Annotated in this window: 16 protein-coding genes; 8 read left to right on the top strand and 8 right to left on the bottom strand. The window is 73.3% G+C overall.

Features of this window, described 5'->3' with window-relative positions:
* Positions 1-181: 181 nt before the first annotated feature.
* The gene (locus tag AB0E88_RS32430) at positions 182-1768 is read right to left on the bottom strand and encodes a methylmalonyl-CoA mutase family protein (protein ID WP_361638070.1); all 1587 of its coding nucleotides are present in this window, start codon (positions 1766-1768) and stop codon (positions 182-184) included.
* 103 nt (positions 1769-1871) lie between these two features.
* On the opposite strand from AB0E88_RS32430, the gene AB0E88_RS32425 reads away from it, so the two are divergent.
* On the top strand, positions 1872-2558 hold the full coding sequence (locus tag AB0E88_RS32425) for a helix-turn-helix domain-containing protein (protein WP_361638068.1): 687 nt from the start codon (positions 1872-1874) through the stop codon (positions 2556-2558).
* 154 nt (positions 2559-2712) lie between these two features.
* The gene (locus tag AB0E88_RS32420) at positions 2713-3108 is read left to right on the top strand and encodes a VOC family protein (protein WP_361638066.1); all 396 of its coding nucleotides are present in this window, start codon (positions 2713-2715) and stop codon (positions 3106-3108) included.
* Positions 3109-3111: 3 nt separating this feature from the next.
* Here the strand turns inward: AB0E88_RS32420 and AB0E88_RS32415 are convergent, their stop codons facing one another.
* Positions 3112-4734 carry an amidohydrolase gene (locus tag AB0E88_RS32415; RefSeq protein ID WP_361638064.1) on the bottom strand — a complete coding sequence of 541 codons (1623 nt, stop codon included), beginning with the start codon at positions 4732-4734 and terminating at the stop codon, positions 3112-3114.
* Between the two features lie 113 nt (positions 4735-4847).
* Positions 4848-5471, bottom strand: a complete 624-nt coding sequence (locus AB0E88_RS32410; protein WP_361638062.1) for a TetR family transcriptional regulator C-terminal domain-containing protein — start codon at positions 5469-5471, stop codon at positions 4848-4850.
* Positions 5472-5621: 150 nt separating this feature from the next.
* Here AB0E88_RS32410 and AB0E88_RS32405 point away from each other — a divergent pair, with 150 nt between their 5' ends.
* The 4 genes from AB0E88_RS32405 to AB0E88_RS32390 all read left to right on the top strand — a co-directional run bounded on the left by AB0E88_RS32405 (position 5622) and on the right by AB0E88_RS32390 (position 10657).
* On the top strand, positions 5622-7070 hold the full coding sequence (locus AB0E88_RS32405; protein ID WP_361638060.1) for a cytosine permease: 1449 nt from the start codon (positions 5622-5624) through the stop codon (positions 7068-7070).
* Positions 7067-8152, top strand: coding sequence for a C45 family peptidase (locus AB0E88_RS32400; protein ID WP_361638058.1), 1086 nt, complete (start codon positions 7067-7069; stop codon positions 8150-8152). The genes AB0E88_RS32405 and AB0E88_RS32400 overlap by 4 nt, the downstream gene beginning before the upstream one ends.
* Before the next feature lie 369 nt (positions 8153-8521).
* Complete coding sequence (locus AB0E88_RS32395; RefSeq protein WP_361638056.1) at positions 8522-9580, top strand: right-handed parallel beta-helix repeat-containing protein; 1059 nt, start codon at positions 8522-8524, stop codon at positions 9578-9580.
* Positions 9581-9628: 48 nt separating this feature from the next.
* On the top strand, positions 9629-10657 hold the full coding sequence (locus AB0E88_RS32390) for a methyltransferase (protein WP_361638054.1): 1029 nt from the start codon (positions 9629-9631) through the stop codon (positions 10655-10657).
* Between the two features lie 73 nt (positions 10658-10730).
* Here AB0E88_RS32390 and AB0E88_RS32385 read toward each other — a convergent pair whose 3' ends face one another.
* Positions 10731-11867, bottom strand: a complete 1137-nt coding sequence (locus AB0E88_RS32385) for a SchA/CurD-like domain-containing protein (protein WP_361638052.1) — start codon at positions 11865-11867, stop codon at positions 10731-10733.
* A gap of 193 nt (positions 11868-12060) precedes the next feature.
* Between AB0E88_RS32385 and AB0E88_RS32380 the strand changes: the two genes are divergently transcribed.
* Entirely contained in the window at positions 12061-14445 is a 2385-nt protein-coding gene (locus AB0E88_RS32380) for a nitrate reductase (RefSeq protein ID WP_361638050.1), read from the top strand.
* Positions 14442-14933 (top strand): hypothetical protein, encoded by a 492-nt coding sequence (locus tag AB0E88_RS32375; RefSeq protein ID WP_361638048.1) that lies wholly within the window; start codon positions 14442-14444, stop codon positions 14931-14933. Before AB0E88_RS32380 ends, AB0E88_RS32375 begins: the two co-directional genes overlap by 4 nt.
* 124 nt (positions 14934-15057) lie before the next feature.
* Here the strand turns inward: AB0E88_RS32375 and AB0E88_RS32370 are convergent, their stop codons facing one another.
* Genes AB0E88_RS32370 through AB0E88_RS32355 form a run of 4 tightly spaced genes read right to left on the bottom strand, consistent with a single transcriptional unit; the run spans position 15058 to position 18029 of the window.
* Positions 15058-15570: a hypothetical protein gene (locus tag AB0E88_RS32370; protein ID WP_361638047.1), complete on the bottom strand. Its 513-nt coding sequence runs from the start codon at positions 15568-15570 to the stop codon at positions 15058-15060.
* Positions 15567-16373: an SDR family NAD(P)-dependent oxidoreductase gene (locus AB0E88_RS32365; protein WP_361638045.1), complete on the bottom strand. Its 807-nt coding sequence runs from the start codon at positions 16371-16373 to the stop codon at positions 15567-15569. The genes AB0E88_RS32370 and AB0E88_RS32365 overlap by 4 nt, the downstream gene beginning before the upstream one ends.
* Positions 16366-17133 carry a polysaccharide deacetylase family protein gene (locus tag AB0E88_RS32360; protein WP_361638044.1) on the bottom strand — a complete coding sequence of 256 codons (768 nt, stop codon included), beginning with the start codon at positions 17131-17133 and terminating at the stop codon, positions 16366-16368. Before AB0E88_RS32360 ends, AB0E88_RS32365 begins: the two co-directional genes overlap by 8 nt.
* Positions 17130-18029, bottom strand: a complete 900-nt coding sequence (locus tag AB0E88_RS32355) for a DMT family transporter (protein ID WP_361638043.1) — start codon at positions 18027-18029, stop codon at positions 17130-17132. Before AB0E88_RS32355 ends, AB0E88_RS32360 begins: the two co-directional genes overlap by 4 nt.
* Positions 18030-18153 lie beyond the last annotated feature (124 nt).

Raw genomic sequence — 18153 nt, 5'->3', positions numbered from 1 at the left:
CCCTTGGCGTGCTGTTTCTCGACGGCGCGTTCCGAGCCGGCGTGCGTCGCTTCCTCGATACGGCGCTGCAGATCCGCGAGCTTGCCCGCGGTCGTACGGATGTCGATGTCGTTCACTTCTCGCTCCACCAGGACTTTCTCTCGCTCCACCGGGTGCTCTCGCCGCACCGGGACTTCGCTGATCAGAACGTGTCGTGCGGGACGTGCACGCCCCACACGTCACGCAGGGCGTGGGACACCTCGCCGACGGTCGCCCGCTGCCGCAGCGCCTCACGCATCGGCGGCAGCACGTTGTCCGTGCCCCGGGCGGCCTCCCGCAGGGCGTCGAGGGCGCGCTCGACGGCGTCCTTGTCGCGCTCCGCGCGCAGCACCGCGAGACGTTCGCACTGGTCGATCTCGATCTGCGGGTCGACGCGGAGCGGTTCGTAGGGCTCCTCCTCGTCGAGGACGTACTTGTTGACCCCGACGACGGTGCGCTCCTGGTGGTCGATCTCCAGGGCGATGCGGTACGCCGACTTCTCGATCTCCGACTTCTGGAAGCCCTGCTCGATCGCGGCGACCGCACCCCCGCGGTCCTCCACGGCCTGGATCAGCTCCAGGGCGGCCGCCTCGATGTCGTCCGTCATCGACTCCACCACGTAGGACCCGGCGAAGGGGTCCACGGTCTTGGTCACGTCGGTCTCGTAGGCGATGACCTGCTGCGTGCGCAGGGCGAGGCGGGCCGCCTTCTGCGTGGGCAGGGCGATGGCCTCGTCGTAGGAGTTGGTGTGCAGGGACTGGGTGCCGCCGAGGACCGCGCCGAGGCCCTGGAGGGCGACCCGGACCAGGTTCACCTCGGGCTGCTGGGCGGTGAGCTGCACACCGGCGGTCTGGGTGTGGAAGCGCAGCATCTGCGACTTGGGGTTCTTCGCGCCGAACTCGTCCCGCATGATCCGCGCCCAGATGCGGCGGGCGGCGCGGAACTTCGCGATCTCCTCCAGCAGCGTCGTGCGGGCGACGAAGAAGAAGGACAGGCGGGGCGCGAAGTCGTCCACGTCCAGACCGGCCGCGAGCGCGGCACGCACGTACTCCTTGGCGTTGGCCAGGGTGAAGGCGATCTCCTGCACGGGCGTCGCCCCGGCCTCGGCCATGTGGTAGCCGGAGATGGAGATGGTGTTCCAGCGCGGCAGTTCCTTGTGGCAGTAGCCGAAGATGTCGCTGATCAGCCGCAGGGACTGCTTCGGCGGGAAGATGTAGGTGCCGCGGGCGATGTACTCCTTGAGCACGTCGTTCTGGATGGTGCCGGTCAACTGGTCGCCGGAGACGCCCTGTTCGGCCGCGACAAGCTGGTACAGCAGGAGCAGGGTGGAGGCGGGGGCGTTGATCGTCATGGACGTCGACACCTTGCCGAGCGGCAGGCCCTGGAACAGGGTGCGCATGTCGTCGAGGGAGTCGATGGCCACGCCGACCTTGCCGACCTCGCCGCGGGCGATCGTCTCGTCGGAGTCGTAGCCCATCTGGGTCGGCAGGTCGAAGGCGACACTCAGACCGCCCGTGCCCGCCGCCACCAGCTCGTGGTAGCGCTCGTTCGACTCCTTCGCCGTGCCGAACCCGGCGTACTGCCGCATGGTCCACGGGCGGCCCGTGTACATCGTCGGATACACGCCCCGGGTGAACGGGAACCGGCCCGGCGCGCCGAGCCTGGCGTCCGCGTCGGCCTGCGACAGCGCCGGTCCGTCGTACACCGGCCGGATCGGCAGACCGGACTCGCTCTGTGCCACGGAATCCACGCCGGGACCTCCTCTTGGTACTCGATATACATTAAACGGTACTCAGTACCGTTGGCAGGGGCAAGAGCAATCCGGCCACCGGGACGGGAGAGGATGTGGGGTCATGAGCAAGCCACCCGCGCGGATCCGACTCGCGGACGCCGCCTTCGCCCTCTTCGACGAGCGCGGATACGAGCAGACCACCGTCGACGACATCGCCGAACGGGCCGGACTGGGACGCACGACGTTCTTCCGGCACTACCGGTCCAAGGAAGCGGTGATCTTCCCCGACCACGACCGGCTGCTCGACCTGATCCGGGAACGGCTGGCGACCTCCAGCCACCGCACGGCGCTCGTCGCCGTCTCCGACGCGGTGCGCCTGGTGCTGCTGCACTACCTCGAGGAAGGCGACCTCGCGCGCCGGCGCTACGCCCTGACCAGCAAGGTCTCCGCGCTGCGGGACCGGGAGATCGCCAGCGTGGCGCGCTATCAGCGGCTGTTCCGCGAGTTCATCGCGGACTGGATGGGCGACCCCACGACGGCGGCGTCACTGCGCGCGGAACTGATGGCGGCGGCCGTCGTCGCGGCGCACAACCATGTGCTGCGCCGCTGGCTGCGCGGCGAGTCCGCGGACCCCGTCGCGGAGATCGACGAGGCGATGGGCGAGGTGCTCGCCCTGTTCCCGGCACCCGCGGCCGACGGCACCGGCCCCGAGAGCGGTACGACGGTCGTCGCCTTCCGCAGCGGACAGGACCTCGACGCGCTGCTGCCCGCGCTGCGGCGACTGGTCGAGGGCGGCTCGGTGAACTGACCGGGGGCGGGACCGCGCACAAGGGAGCAAGGCCCCTCGCGGCGAGCGGAGAAGCCCTGCGATGTCCCTGGTCGAAGATGTCCCTGGTCGAAAAGGCCCCGCAGGTGCGGGCGGGCGGCCTACGCTGACCCCGTCCGTACGACATGGGGGAAACATGACAAGCAGGTTCACCGAGCTGGTCGTCGACTGCCACGATCCCGAGAGGCTCGCGGCCTTCTGGTGCGAGGTCCTGGACTTCACGGTGATCGACCGGGGCGAGGGCAAGGTCGAGATCGGCTCCTGGGTGCCCACCGCCGAGGAGGTCCGGGCCCGCCAGATGCCGCCCACCCTGGTGTTCATCCGTGTGCCCGAGGGCAAGACCGTCAAGAACCGGCTCCATCTCGACGTCAGCCCGATCGACCGCAGCACCGAGGACGAGGTCACCAGACTGCTCGGCATCGGCGCCACCAAGACGGACGTGGGTCAGGGTCCGGACCGCACCTGGGTGGTCATGGCCGACCCCGAGGGCAACGAGTTCGACGTCGTGCGCACCCTGGCACGGCAGGACTAGCGACTAGAGCCGCGCGCTGCGGTGCGTCGGACGGCCGTCCAGCACCGTGAGGACGACTGGCAGCTCCGGCAGGTCCGTGGCGGCCGTGGTGAGCGGGTCGCCGGCGAAGGCCGTCAGGTCGACCCGGTGACCCACGGCGAGCAGGCCGGCGCGGTCCTCCTCGCCGGCCGCGTAGGCGGTGTTGACCGTCATCGCCTGGAGCGCCTGCAGGGCGGTGAGCGCCTGCTCGGGGCCGTGCGGCGGCTGGGTCAGGTCGCGGGTGGGGCGCCGGTGGCGGGCGCCGGACATCACGGTCAGCGGGGGATAGGGAGCGATGGGCCAGTCGGAGCCGAGGACGACCCGCGCGCCGGCGTCCCACAGGTCGCGGCAGCGCCAGGCGCGGGCGGCGCGTTCCTCGCCGAGGCGGCGCGACCAGTTGTCGGTGTGGTCGGCGCGGGTGAAGTCGCAGCAGTGGGTGGGCTGCATGGAGGCGATGACGCCCAGCTCGGCGAAGCGGCGCACGGTGTCGTCCGGGACCGTCTCGATGTGCTCGACGCGGTGCCGCACGGCGGGGCCCCCGGTGGTGCGTGCCCGGTCGACGGCGTCCAGGACGTGCCGGACGGCGGCGTCGCCGATGGCGTGGGTGGCCACGGGCACCCCGGCGCGGTGCAGCTCGCCGACGACCCGGGTGTAGGCGGCGGGGTCCGGCCAGAACGCGTGCGTGGACTCGCCGTGGCAGTCGGGCTTCTCCAGCCAGGCGGTGCCGTTGTCGATGGTGCCGTCCATGAAGATCTTCACGCCGTCGACCCGCCACAGCCGGCCGCCCGTGCCCTGCTGCTCGATCAGCGCGCGCACGCCGTCCCCGTCGGTGCCCGGCGGGCACCAGGGCGCCACCCGCAGCCGCAGCGGCAGTTCACCGGACTGATCCAGCTCTCGGTAGAGGTCCAGGCTGTCGCCGCCCGCGTCCATGACATGCCCGCCGGTCAGCCCGGTCGCGGCCATCGCGCGCAGGGTCGCCGCGAGACGGGCGCGGCGCTCGGGACGGGTGGGCTGCGGGGCGGCGCGCTCGACGAGTTCGCAGGCGGCGTCCTCCAGCAGCAGTCCGGTGGGGCGGCCCGCGGCGTCGCAGACGACCTCGGAGGCCTGGTCGAAGGTCCGCGGCCCGTCGACGCCCGCCAGTTCCAGCGCGCGGCGGCTGGCCAGCGCGGAGTGCGCGTCGAAGAGCAGCAGCAGGGCGGGTACGCCGTCGAGGACGGGGTCGAGCGCGGCGGCCTCGACCGGGCGGTCGCCGAAGACGTTCGGGTCCAGGCCCCAGGCGTGCAGCCAGGCCCCGGGCGCGAGACGGCGCACCTCACGGGCCAGGGCCGCCCGCACCTCGGTGAGGTCCGCGCAGCCCGACAGGTCCAGGCCGTGGGTGAGTTCGGCACCGGAGACCGGGTGCAGATGGCCGTCGGTGAGACCTGGCGTGACCACGGCGCCCTTGAGGTCGATCACCGTGGTGGCGGAGTCCGCGAGGGCGCGGATCTCCCGGTCGTCACCCAGGGCGGTGATGCGTCCGCCGGCCGCGGCGAGCGCGGTCTGCGGCAGGAAGGCGCCGGTGACCGGATCGAGCAGACGACCGGAGAGCAGGACGAGGGACGTGCGCACAGCGGCTCCAGGGAGTACGACGGGACAGGCCGCCCCGGGGGCGGCGGACGGGGGGATGGGGCGCGGCCCGGAGCCGCGGTGGGACGAAGCCGCGGTTGCCGCAGACGCCGGGTTCAGCTCAACGCGCCGTGCGACAGCCCGAGTTCGCGTTCCGCGGTCGTCGCGGCCAGGCGCACGATCGCGGCGGGCCGGTTCGTGGTGTCGGTGTTGGCGTGGACGCCCAGGCCGTCGAGCACGACCAGGATCTGGATGGCGGCGACCAGGGGGTCGTCGGTGCGGAACTCCTCCGCCTCCACGCCCTGCCGGATCAGCCCGGCCAGCCGTTCGCGCCATGCGGCCTCCTGCACGGCGACCCGTTCGCGCAGCGGGGGCCGGTAGCGGCTGAGGTGGCGGGCGTTGATCCACAGGCGGCTGATCGAGTCGTAGGCCTCGCCCCTGGTGAGGGAGAGGAAACGCGCCAGCCGCTCGGTGGGGGTGCCGTCCTGCGGCCCGTCGGGCAGCAGCGCGTCCAGTTCACCGGTCGCGGCGTCGGCGAACGCCTGCGCGACGAGATCCTCCACGGCGGGGAAGTAGTGGCTGATCAGGCCGGGTCTGACGGTGAGCTCCTCGGCGATCCGGCGCAGCGTGACGGCCTCCAGCCCCTCGGACAGGGCGACCTCGGCGGCCGCCGTGACGATCTCCGCGCGCCGGGCGGCGGGGTCCTTGCGAACTCGTGTGCGCTGAACGCTTGACGGCATACCCCGGATGCTATTGAGTGTGCGACCAATAAGCAAGCGGTGGCCGCACGGACGGGCCGCCGCACCCCCCCAGCGGCGCCCGCGGCCTCGAAGCGGGCCCGCCCCCGGCCCGACCAGCGGGCCCCGCACCCCAGCACGTGGAGTGACCTGATGGCCTCACCGACTCCCAGACCGTCCACGGACACCGGCGACCGTCCCGACGACCCGGCCCCGCCCACCGGCCGCGTCGAGGCGCACGGCGTCGACCACATCCCCGACAGCGAGCGCCGCGGCCGACCGCGCGAGCTGTTCCCGGTGTGGGCCGCGGCCAACGTCAACTACCTGTCCCTGCTGGTCGGCGGCGCCCTGGTGCTGATGGGCCTGACCCTGTGGCAGGCCCTGGCCGTGATCGTCGTCGGCAACCTGTTCTGGGCCCTCACCGGTCTGCTCGCGGTGTCCGGGCCGGCCGCCGGCGCCCCCAGCGAGGTGATCACCCGCGCCCTGTTCGGCGTGCTCGGCAACCGCGTGAACAACGCCGTCACCGGCTGGATGATCTCGGTCTGCTACTTCGCGCTGAACCTGTCCTCCGCCGCCGTGGCCGCCTTCGCCCTGATCGAGCAGGCCGGCCTCACCGCGACCACCCCCGTCAAGATCGTGACGGTGATCGTCATCGCCGCGCTCACCCTCGCGATCAGCATCTACGGCCACGCCTTCATCCTGCGCGTGTATCTGCCGATCACCCTCGCGCTCAGCGCCGTCTTCGCCGTCGTGGCCGTCGGGGTCGTCCGGCACACCGACTTCGCCTACACACCGCAGCAGCCTCCGACCGGCACCGCCCTGTGGGCCACCCTCATGGGCGGAGTCACGATCATCGCCTCGGGCCCGCTGTCGTACACCACCAGCGCCGACTTCTCCCGCTACCTGCCGCGGGCCACCTCGGCCCGGGCCGTCGCGGGCTGGACCGCCCTCGGCGGCTTCCTGCCGAGCGTCGTGGTGTGCTCGCTCGGTGCGTTCGCCGCGACCGCCGTCGACATGAGCGACCCTCAGACGGGCCTGGAGGCGGTCCTGCCGGGCTGGTTCACGCCGGTCTTCCTGTGCGCCCTGGTGCTCGGCACCATCGCCATCAACGCCCTGACCGGTTACAGCGCCGGCCTCGCCCTGCAGGCGGTCGGCCTGCGCATCCGCCGGACCGTCAGCGTCCTGTTCGACGGCACCGCCGCCGTCGCCCTCACCCTGTACGCGCTGCTGGTCTCCGACTTCCTCGACACCGTCAGCCAGGTCCTGCAGCTGACCGTCATCCTGCTCGGCCCCAGCATGGCCGTCTACGCCACCGACATCGTCCTGCGCCGCAACCGCTACGACGGGCTCGCGCTGATGGACGAGACCCCCGCGAGTGCCTTCTGGTACCGGGGCGGCGTCAACCGGGCCGGGGCCGGCGCCCTCGCCGCCGGCGTCACCGCCGGAGCCCTGTGCGTCGACACCCTCTACACCGGTCCCGTGGCCGGCGCCCTCGGCGGGATCGACCTGTCCCTGCCGGCCGGCATGACCGTCGCCGCCGTCGTCTACGGACTCACCATGCGTCGCTCCGCCGGCGTACGCGCCGCCCGGGAGGTGGCGTGAACCGCCCCGAGATCACGGTCATCACCGGGGACACCCCCAAGCAGCGCGGTCGCCACCGCGGACGGCTGGCGCGCGCCGGGATCGCCCGCTCCTGGGCCCTGTACGACCGGCTCTTCGCCACTCTCGCGGCGCAGCACGGGCGCACGATCGACGTCCCGGCCCTCGCCGAACGCTCGGCCGAGGCGACCCGGGCCTGGGCACCCGCGCTCGTCGAGGAGATGGAAGGCGTCGCCGAGGGCGCCGCAGTGCCGTTCCCGGTCGTCGCCGCCCTCAACGCGCGCACCGAGATCCTCGCCGAGGCCGGTGCGCCCCGCACCGGCGAGTGCTCCACGGTCGTCCGCACCGGCCCGCCCACCACCGGCGGCCAGTGCTGGGACTGGCACGAGGAACTGGCCGACGCCTGGCACGTCCAGACCGTCACCGGTGGCGCGCGCGGCTTCGCCGGCATCACCGAGTACGGCATCCTGGCGAAGATCGGCGTCAACGACGCCGGGGTCGGCGTGCTGTTCAACATCCTCGGTCACCACGACGACGGGGCGGGCGGGGTGCCCGTCCACCTGGTCGCCCGGCAGGTGCTGGGGGAGGCGGGCTCCTTCGAGGAGGCCCTCGCCCTGCTCGCGGACGCGCCCGTCTCCGCCTCCACCGTCCTCACCGTCGTCACCGCCGACCGGGCGGCGTCGGTCGAGCTGAGCCCGGCCGGCAGCGCGGTCGTCCACCCCGACGCGGAAGGGTGGCTGGTGCGCACCAACCACTTCCTCGCGCCCGGCCTCACCGGGGGCGAACTGCGCGGCCGACGGGAGCCGGAGACGTACGACCGCCACCGCGTCCTCAGCCGGCGTGTGCGCGGACGTACGGCCCCCGCCGGCCCCGGCGAGCTGGCCGCACTGCTCACCGCGCACGGTGGCGACGACGGCGCCCAGGTGTGCTGCCACGCCCCGGACGGCGGGGAACTGGGCACCCGCTGGGCGACGCTGGCCACGGTCGCGCTCGACGTCGCCGGGCGGCGGCTGGCGGTGCACAGGGGCGGACCGTGCGGTGCGGGACCCGCCACCTGGACGTCGGTCACGGCGCCGGCACGCTGACCGGCCCGCCATCTGGACGTCGGTCACCGCGCCGGCACGCTGACCGCGTACCGCCCCGGGCCGGCAGAGGGCGGGGGCGGCGCGAGAAGCGGTGTGGGGCGGCCGGCGGTGCCGGAAGCGGCTTGGGCCGTGCCGGAAGCGGCTCGGGCGGTACCGGTCACGGCTCGGGCCGTGCCGGGAGCCGCGTCGGGCGGACGCCCGGCTGCGGCCGGCGCCGCCGGGCAAACGGGCGGGGCCGTGGGACACACCACCGGACGGGCGGACGATGGTCCGGGACACGCCGCCGGACGGGCGAACGGCGGGGCGGGACACGCCACCGGACGGACGAACGACCGGCCCCACGCCCAAGTCGGTCATACCGTGCCACATATGATGAAACGCCACTTCTCCTACCTGGCATGCACCGCCGTGCTCGCCGGTGCCGGAATCGGCGCGGCCCCGCCCGCGCCCCAGCCGCACACGCACGTGGTGCATCCCGGGCAGTCCATCCAGAAGGCCGTGGACGCCGCGCTTGCCGGGGACACCGTGCTCATCGCCCCCGGGACCTACCACGAGAGCGTCACGGTGCGCACGGCAGACCTGACCCTGCGCGGCATGGGCCGCGACACGGTGATCAAGCCGGCCGTCAAGAAGGCCACGACCAGCTGCGCCGCCAACGGCAACGGCATCTGCGTCATCGGCAACAAGAACCACAACCTCAAGGGCGTCACCGTCGCCTCCCTCACCGTGACCGGCTTCCCCAAGAGCGGGCTCTTCGCCATGGCCACCGACGGGCTGACGGTGCGCCGGGTCAGCGCGGTGAAGAACGGCGTCTGGGGCATCGCCCAGGAGCGCTCCGTGCGCGGCGTGTTCGTGCACAACACCGCCCGTGAGAACGGCGACGCCGGCCTGTTCCTCGCCAACACCGTCACGCGTGAGGCGGGCGCGACGAACACCCAGGGCACGGTCGTCGAGTACAACCGGCTGCAGGACAACCGGATCGGCGTCACCGTGCGCCGGCTGCGCAACCTGACCGTCGCGCACAACGGCATCAGCGGCAACTGCGCGGGCGTCTTCGTCGTGGGCGACGAGAACAAGCCCAAGGCCGGCGACATGACGGTGGCCGACAACCGCATCGCGCAGAACAACAAGTCCTGCCCCAAGACCGAGCGGCTGCCCGCCCTCCAGGGCTCCGGCATCGTCCTGACCGGCGCCGAGAAGGTCCTGGTCACCGGCAACGAGGTCACCGACAACTCGGGCGCCTCCCCGCTGTCCGGCGGCATCGTGCTGTTCAAGTCCATGGTGGGCGCCACCAGCGAGCGGAACACGATCCGGGACAACAAGCTGTCGGGCAACGCCCCGGCCGACCTGGTGAACGCCGACACCGCCAAGAACAACACCTTCACGGGCAACACGTGCGCGGCCTCGCGGCCCGCGGGCCTGTGCTGATCCCTGGACCCGACGCCCGGTGAATCCGGACAGGAAGGAAGGCGGCGCATGACGACCGCACAGACCGCCCCACCGCCGCCCATGCGGCTGAGGGAGCTCGTGTTCGGGGCGGCGTGCGCCGCCGCCCTCCGCGCGGCCGCCCGGCTGGGCGTCGCCGACGCGCTGGGGGACACCCCGACGGCCGTGGAGGACCTCGCGGCGGCCGTGAAGAGCGAGCCCAAGCCGCTGCGGCGCCTGCTGCGGGCCCTGACCTGCTACGGCGTCTTCGCCGAGCAGGCCGACGGCACCTTCGCGCACACCGAGATGTCCCGGCTGCTGCGCGAGGACGACCCGCACAGCCTGCGGGCCATCACCCTGTGGTGCACCGAACCGTGGACCTGGGACGCCTGGCCCCTGCTCGACGAGGCCGTGCGCACCGGCCACAACGTCGTCGAGGAGCTCTACGGCAAGGAGTTCTTCACCTATCTCCACGAGGACGCGCCGGAGTCGGCGGCCGTCTTCAACCAGGCCATGACGACCTCCAGCCGCCAGTCGGCGCAGGACGTCACGCGACTGCTCGACCTGTCGGGGAGCACGTCCGTGGCCGACATCGGCGGCGGCCAGGGACACGTGGTCGCCGGCTTCCTGGAGAAGTACCCGGCGATGCGCGGCACCCTGCTCGACCTGCCGGGCGTGGTGGAGAACGCCGACCCGCGGCTGCGCGAGGGCGGCGCCTTCGCCGACCGGGTGGAGATCGTCGCCGGTGACTGCCGCGTCACCATCCCGGTGAAGGCGGACGTCTACATCATCAAGAACATCCTGGAGTGGGACGACGAGAGCACCGCGCGGTGCCTGCGCAACGTCGTCGAGGCGGGCGGCCCGGGTGCCCGGGTCGTGGCGATCGAGAACCTCGTCGACGACACCCCGTCGATGCGGTTCAGCACCGCCATGGACCTGCTCCTGCTGCTGAACGTCGGCGGCGCCAAGCACACCACCGACAGCATGGTGCGCCGGCTGACGGCCGCGGGGCTCGTCATCGACGACATCAGCCCCGTCAACCCCTACCTGCACGCCTTCGACTGCACCGTGGCCGGCTGACCGGCGGGCCATCGGCACACGACGGAGGCGGGACCGCTCGGGTCCCGCCTCCGTCCTTGCGCGCCGGCCCAAGTCACTCCCGCGGCGAGCGGCGGTCCGTGATCGGCTCCATCCGGGCCAGCGCCACGACGTGCCGCAGGTCCACGCCGTCGGCCACGGCGCCCTCGCCGTCCAGCAGCGTCGTCAGATCGGCGACCTGGCGGGCGTCGGTGAGGCCGAGGACCCGGGCGGGGTCGGCGTCCAGACCGCCGCGCACGTCGAGCAGCCGTACCACGATCTCGTCGCGCTGGAAGATCGTGCTGCGCAGGACCGGGCTCTTCGGGTCCTCCGCGGCCGCCTCGTCCCGCTGCGCGAGCAGCTCGGCCAGCCGCATGCCCTCACCGGGCCGCGCCGGGTAGTACAGCGCGTGCCGCTCACCCTCCGCCTCGCGCAACCCCTGGTCCGTCGTGACGTGGTGGACGGCCGGCAGCCCGGCGCGGGTGAAGAACACGCGCGCGGAGTCCGGGTCGTCCAGGTCCCGGTCCTGCTCCAGATGCGGGTTGATGGCCTCCTCCACCGCGCGCACCTGCGGCTGGCGCGCCACGTGCCGCAGCGCCGCGAGCAGGTCGCCGCGCACCTCGATGGCGCGCACGACCCGGTTGCCGTGCATGAACAGGGACGTGCGGCACAGCCGGGTGGTGTCGTCCACGCGCGGCTCCGGCGAGGCGTAGTCGGCGAGGATCTTGGCGACGACCTCCTCGGTGCCCGGCTTGACGGTGAAGGTCAGCGCGTGCCGGATGATGCCGTCACCGATGCGCGGCGAGGCCTGCAGCGTGGCCGTGGGGGCCGCGGCGGCCGGCTCGGACCCGGTCTCGCGCACGACGTGGAAGCGCAGCGAGCGGGTGTCCCGGACGCAGCCGTGCAGCGGCCGCACCATCCGCACGTGCTCCTCGCTGTTGACCCAGGCGAGGAACGGCGGGGCGCTCTCCCACTCGCTCGTGATGAGCCACTGGGAGGGGTTCTCGATCGACTGGCACAGCTGCTCGCTGACGTGCCCCGGCACGGACGCGACATGGCTGCACAGCTGCTCGTAGGCCTCCAGGAACTGCTGCTGGGCGCCGTCGTTGACGTCCACCAGCAGGACGACCCGCAGTCTGGAGCCGTCGAACACGGACTGGGAGACCCGCTGCGACACCTGCCGCGCCGGCGGTCGTTCTGAGGTGGTGGTCATCCTGCGCACGTCTCCTTCGCGGGACAGCGGAAAACGGGGGAACCTGCGTCCGATCCTGGGCCGCTCCCACCGTCGCCGCGACTCGTGCGGACCACGCGGGTGAGTGCCCGGGGCGGCGTTGATCGGCGGAGGTGAGGAGAAGGTCCCGCAGGGTACTCGCCGCCCGTCCCACCCGCCCGCGCGGAGGTGTACCGTGTCCCGACCCGCAGACCGCGTCCAGGACCCCTGGGGCGCCCGGACCCCCTACGCGCCCGGCAGCCCCTGGCCGCAGCGCACCGACCAGCACCTGGCCGACGGGGTCACCGAGGACCAGGTGGAACGCTGGGTCCCCGCCGCGTCGGTGCTGCACTCCAACGGCGACGCCATGGACATCGCCGTGTCCCGGGGCAGGATCGTCGGCGTGCGGGGCCGGCCCGGTGACCGGGTCAACCGCGGCCGCCTCGGCCCCAAGGACCTGTACGGCTGGCAGGCCAACAACTCCGCCGACCGGCTCACCCGTCCCCTGGTGCGACAGGGCGGGCGGCTCGTGGAGTGCGACTGGGACACCGCGATGGAGCGCGTCGTCGCCCGCAGCAAGGAGCTGCTGGACGACAAGGGGCCCGGCTCGATCGGCTTCTACACCACCGGCCAGCTGTTCCTGGAGGAGTACTACACCCTCGCGGTGCTGGCCCGTGCCGGGATCGGCACCAACCACCTCGACGGCAACACCCGGCTGTGCACCGCCACCGCCGGAGAGGCGCTGAAGGAGACCTTCGGCTGCGACGGGCAGCCCGGCTCGTACGAGGACATCGACCACTGCGACACGCTCGCGCTGTTCGGGCACAACATGGCCGAGACGCAGACCGTGCTGTGGGCGCGCGTGCTGGACCGCCTGGACGGCCCGGCGCCGCCCCGCCTGGTCTGCGTCGACCCCCGTCACACGGCGGTGGCACGGAGGGCCGAGATCCACCTGGCCCCGCGCCCCGGCACCAACGTGGCCCTGCTCAACGCCCTGCTGCACGAGATCATCCGCACCGGCCGCATCGACCTTGATTACGTCGAACGCCACACCGTCGGCTTCGAGGAACTGGCCGCGATGGTCGAGCCGTGCACTCCGCGCTGGGCCGCCGGCATCTGCGACGTACCGGCCGCCGCCATCCAGGGCGCGGCCGAGATCCTCGGTGACGCCCAGCGCCTCACCTCCACCGTCCTGCAGGGCGTCTACCAGTCCCACCAGGCCACCGCGGCCGCCGTCCAGGTGAACAACCTCCACCTGATCCGCGGCATGCTGGGCCGTCCCGGCTGCGGGCTGCTGCAGATGAACGGGCAGCCCAGCGCCGAGAACACCCGCGAGTGCGGCGCCGACGGCGACCTGCCGGGCTTCCGCAACTGGCAGAACGACGAGCACGTCGCCGAGCTGGCCCGGCTGTGGAACGTCACCCCCGAGACGATCCCGCACCACGGGCCGCCCACCCACGCGATGCAGATCTTCCGCTACGCCGAGCAGGGTTCGATCCGCATGCTGTGGATCTCCGGCACCAACCCCGCAGTCTCCCTGCCCGAACTCTCCCGCATCCGCTCGATCCTGGCCCAGGAGCGGCTGTTCGTCGTGGTGCAGGACCTGTTCCTCACCGAGACCGCCCAGCTCGCCGACGTCGTCCTGCCCGCGGCGACCTGGGGCGAGAAGACCGGCACCCTCACCAACGCCGACCGCACGGTGCACCTCGCGGAGAAGGCCGTCGAACCGCCCGGCGAGGCCCGCCCCGACCTCGACATCTTCCTCGAGTACGCCCGCCGGATGGACTTCCGTGACAAGGACGGCGGCCCGCTGATCACCTGGCACGACCCCGAGTCGGCCTTCGCGGCCTGGCAGCGGTGCAGCGCCGGACGGCTGTGCGACTACACCGGTCTGAGCTACGACCGGCTGCGCGGCGGGGGCATCCAGTGGCCGTGCACCCCCGACGCCCCCGACGGCACCGCCCGCCTCTACACCGACGGCTTCCCCTACGCGCACCCCGACGCCTGCGAGAGTTACGGCAAGGACCTGGTCACCGGAGCCTCCCAGGAGCCCGTCGAGTACCGCTCCCTCAACCCGGACGGCAAGGCGATGCTCAAGGCCGCCGAGTACGTCCCGCCGCACGAGGGCCCCTCGCCCGAGCACCCGCTGCTGCTGATCACCGGCCGGACCGTCTACCACTTCCACACCCGCACCAAGACCGGCCGCGCCCCCGAACTCAACGCCGCCGCCCCCGACGTATGGGCCGAGATGAGCCCCGAGGAGGCGTCCCGGCAGGGCCTGGCCGACGGCGACCTCGTCCAGGTCACCACCCCGCGCGGCGCGATCCGCGCCCGGCTACGCACCACCGCCATGCGCGACGGCACCGTCTTCGTGCCGTTCCACTACGGCTACTGGGACACCCCGCAGGGCCACCGCCCGCCGGACGACGGACCCGGCCGCGCCGCCAACGAGACGACGATCACCGACTGGGACCCCGTCTCCAAGCAACCGCTGTTCAAGACGGCCGCGGCCCGCGTCACCCTGGTCGCCCGGCGCGACAGCGCGGAGCGCGCCCGCACCGAGGCAGGGAGCAGGACATGACCGGCATCAGCGTGACCCTGCGCACCCTGCACAACGGGGAGCGCGACCTGGAGGAGGCCCTGCTGGCCGCCGCCGAACGGCACCGCACGGAGCACGAGTTCCACCATGTCGCCGTCGACTGCGCCCGCTGGTCGCGCGAGCACAGCACCCGGCTGGCCGCCCTCGGCCACCACTACGGCCTCGACCTGTCCGGCCCGCACGACCACCCCACGCCCGGCGCCCTGGCCACACTGCGCGAGAAGGCCGCCGAAGCGCTCGGCCGGCGCCCCGAGACCGGGCTGCTGCTCCTGCACGACCTGCGCGATCTGCACCTGGCCGCAGGCCGCAACTCCGTCCACTGGGAGATGCTCGGGCAGGCCGCGCAGGCGGCCAGGGACGAGCGCCTGCTCGAAGTCGTCTCGTCCTGCCACCCCCAGACGCTGCGGCAGATGCGCTGGACGAACACGATGATCAAGGTGCTGTCACCGCAGCTGCTGCTGAGCACCTAGCCGCCACGCCGGCGCCAGGGCCTGTCTCGTCGGTCAGCGCCAGGGCCTGTCTCGTCGGCCAGGCGGGTCAGGCAGGTCAGGTCGGTCGGGCCGGCCCCGCGCCGGCCCGACCGACGGCACACCCCTAGTCCGCGCGGGTGAAGGTGTCCCCGGTCTGCCGGGCACGGAGGTCCTCCAGGGTGCGCTGCTGGCGGGCGGCGCGCTCCAGCAGCTCGTCGAGCCGGGCGGCGTCCAGGCGCGGTTCGACGTCCGTGAGGCGGCGCAGCGACTGCCAGCCCGACGCCTTGCCCTCGACCGCCAGCCGCAGCAGCTCGAGCTCCAGCAGGGTGCTCAAGGGGGAGCGGCGCACCAGGCGGCCGTTGGTCTTCAGCCGGCCCGCCTTCTCGCCGAGCCAGCCCGCGTACGCCTTGTACCGCCGCACCGGCACGTCCACCGCCCGCATGATCTCCACCAGGCTGCGGCGGTCCTGGTCGATCTCGGCGGCGACCGGACGCAGGGCCGCGCCGAGCGCGGTGCCCCGCTGAGCACGCGTCAGGTACCGCACGCGCTCGACCCCGGCCGTGGCGCCCGCGAGATGGTCGTTGAGGTAGATGCCGAGCAGGTCCCGGTCCACGGCTCCGGACGGTCGGTCGTTCATCGTTCCTCCTCGCGAGCGCCGGTCCCGTGCCCCGGCTCGGCCATCCGGCGGTGCACCGCGGCCTTGGCCGCGTCGGGCAGGACCTTGTCGGCGACGCCCTGCGCCTTCGTCTTCGCGGAGCCGGTGACCACCTTCCGGCGGCCCTTCATCACCGCCTCGAACGCCTGCGCGGCGACCTGTGCCGGATCGTCCTTGTCTGCGCTGCCCACCCGTGTGTCCGCCATACCGGCGCGGCGGAAGAAGTCGGTCTCCGTGGGTCCGGGCAGGAACGAGGTGACGGTGACGCCGGTGTCCTTCAGTTCCTCCTGCAGCGCCTGCGCGAAGGACTGCACGAACGACTTCGATGCGTTGTACACCGGCTGGAACGCACCCGGCATCATCGCCGCGATCGACGACGTGAACAGCATCCGGCCCACCCCGCGCGCCACCATCTGCCGCAGCAGCGGCTTGGCCAGCCGGACCGTCGACGTCACGTTCAGGTCGATCACCGCCTGGTCGTCGGCCAGGTCCGTGTCCACGAACGCGCCGCCCTGCCCCACACCGGCGTTCAGCGCCGCCACGTCCACGTCCAGACCGGTCGTGGCGGCGACCAGCCGGTCCACGCCCGCCGGGTCCCGCAGATCGGCGCGCACGGCCCGCACCGAGGCGCCCGTCTCCCGCAGCCGCTGAGCCGCGTGGTCGAGGCGGTCGTCCTCGGCGTTCACGAGCAGGTCGAAGCCGGCCTGCGCGAACTGCCGGGCGAGTTCGAATCCGATGCCGCTGGAGGCCCCGGTGACCAGGGCGAGCGGCCGCGTGTCAGTCATGACGACCAAGTAACCGTGCCCCGCCCCGCCAACCGTCCGGCACTCCGTGTTCGGCCAGCGGCCCCACCGTCAGGCCCGCCCGCCGGCAGCCGGTGACGATGTCCGGGAGCGCGTCGAGCGCGGCGCGCCAGCAGCCGGGGGCGGAGGTGACGTCGGAGTCGTGCAGCAGGATCGTGCCCCCGCCCTGTACCTGCGCCGTCACCGTCGCCCGGACCGAGGCGCCCGTCGCGTCGGGGGTCCAGTCCCGGCCCCAGGCGCTCCACAGCACCGGCCGCAGTCCGGCGGCGCGGGCGGCCGCCCAGCGACCGGAGGTCAGGATCCCGTACGGCGGGCGGTACCAGCGCGGACGGCATCCCGTCAGCTCCCGCACCGCCGCGGCGGCGGCCCGTACCTCCCGCGTGTCGCGCACCGGCGCCGGCAGCCAGGGGCGGGCGTGGGTCCAGCCGTGCACGGCCACCTCGTGCCCCCGGCGGGCCGTCTCGCGCAGCACACCCGGGTGCGCCGCCGCCCGCTGGCCCAGCACGAAGAACGTCGCCCGCACTCCCAGTTCGTCCAGCACGTCGAGGAAGCGCGGCGTGGACACCGGGTCGGGCCCGTCGTCGAAGGTGAGGGCGACATGCCCGGCGTGGCCCACCCCGGCCAGCCCCGGCAGCCAGCGCCGCCGCGGCCCCGGCAGCCAGGTGCCGGCGGGCCCGATGTGCCCGAGCGCCAGACCGACGGCGCCCAGGAGGGCCGTACGGCTGACGGCGGCGGGGTTCACGGGCGCTTCGCCTCCTCGTTCGGTTGCCGGGGGCTGTCCCAGGCGCCGGAGACCGACGGTGCCCGGGCCAGGCCCACGCTGCCCAGGCCGATCAGCGTCACGCCGATCAGTTCCGGCACGATCCGCACGCCGAGCAGGATGTGCTCCTGGAAGAGGGCCCAGCCGAGTGCCACGCTGGTCAGCGCGTCGCCCAGGGTCAGCGCGGGCTGCGACGCCGCCAGCGTGCCCGCCCGCAGCGACCCCTGCAACAGCACGAACGCCGTGAGCCCGGCGACGACGGTCGCGTACGGCGGCCACTGCTGCAGGACGGTGCCCACCCCCTCGGACAGCCGGCCCATGACCTCCTTCAGCAGGGCGGCCGTACACGCGAAGGACACCGCCGACGCGAGGCCCAGCAGGGCGGCGCGCGGCGCGCCCACGACCGTGCGGGCCACCAGGCCCAGCGCCACCACCACGCCGAGGGCGACCACCCCGGCCAGCAGCCAGCGCCCCGGCGAGGCGGTCGTGCGTGCGCCGGACGGCGCCGCCGTGCCCAGGAACAGCGCCAGCCCGGCCGCGAGCGCCGAGAAGGCGAGCCAGGTGCGACGGTCGGGCCGGTGCCCGAAGACCACGCTGCCCACCGCCAGCGTGAACAACAGCTCCGCGGTCAGCAGCGGCTGCACCAGGGACAGGCTGCCCCCGGCCAGCGCCGCCGCCTGCAACACCGTCGACGCCAGCAGCAGCAGCGCGCCGGCCAGCCAGTACGGCCGGCGCACCAGGCGGGCGAACAGGCGCAGCGCCCCGCGGGCCCCGGCGCCGTCCGCGGGCTCCTCGGCCGCCGCACGCCGCTGGAACACGGACGCCGAGGCGTTGGACAGCGCGGCGAGCAACGCGAGGACGACGGTGAGCGCGGTCACCCGGCGGTCTCCCACCGGCTCGGACGACGGCGCGCGCGGCGGCTCCACCGCATCCCACGCCTCATCCGCATCCCCCGGCTCATCCGCACCCCACGGCTCATCCGCATCCCCGGCTCATCCGCAT

The organism is Streptomyces sp. NPDC028635 (assembly GCF_040637635.1).
In the GTDB taxonomy this organism is placed as follows: Bacteria; Actinomycetota; Actinomycetes; order Streptomycetales; family Streptomycetaceae; genus Streptomyces.
The sequence above is the reverse complement of the archived record's forward strand: the minus strand, read 5'-3'. Positions and strand labels throughout refer to the sequence as shown.

Excerpts from the sequence above, each read along its gene's own strand:
- AB0E88_RS32425 (WP_361638068.1), top strand. The coding sequence starts at position 1,872 with ATGAGCAAGCCACCCGCGCGGATCCGACTCGCGGACGCCGCCTTCGCC.
- AB0E88_RS32420 (WP_361638066.1), top strand. The coding sequence starts at position 2,713 with ATGACAAGCAGGTTCACCGAGCTGGTCGTCGACTGCCACGATCCCGAG.
- AB0E88_RS32410 (WP_361638062.1), bottom strand. The coding sequence starts at position 5,471 with ATGCCGTCAAGCGTTCAGCGCACACGAGTTCGCAAGGACCCCGCCGCC.
- AB0E88_RS32405 (WP_361638060.1), top strand. The coding sequence starts at position 5,622 with ATGGCCTCACCGACTCCCAGACCGTCCACGGACACCGGCGACCGTCCC.
- AB0E88_RS32395 (WP_361638056.1), top strand. The coding sequence starts at position 8,522 with ATGATGAAACGCCACTTCTCCTACCTGGCATGCACCGCCGTGCTCGCC.
- AB0E88_RS32390 (WP_361638054.1), top strand. The coding sequence starts at position 9,629 with ATGACGACCGCACAGACCGCCCCACCGCCGCCCATGCGGCTGAGGGAG.
- AB0E88_RS32385 (WP_361638052.1), bottom strand. The coding sequence starts at position 11,867 with ATGACCACCACCTCAGAACGACCGCCGGCGCGGCAGGTGTCGCAGCGG.
- AB0E88_RS32375 (WP_361638048.1), top strand. The coding sequence starts at position 14,442 with ATGACCGGCATCAGCGTGACCCTGCGCACCCTGCACAACGGGGAGCGC.
- AB0E88_RS32370 (WP_361638047.1), bottom strand. The coding sequence starts at position 15,570 with ATGAACGACCGACCGTCCGGAGCCGTGGACCGGGACCTGCTCGGCATC.
- AB0E88_RS32365 (WP_361638045.1), bottom strand. The coding sequence starts at position 16,373 with ATGACTGACACGCGGCCGCTCGCCCTGGTCACCGGGGCCTCCAGCGGC.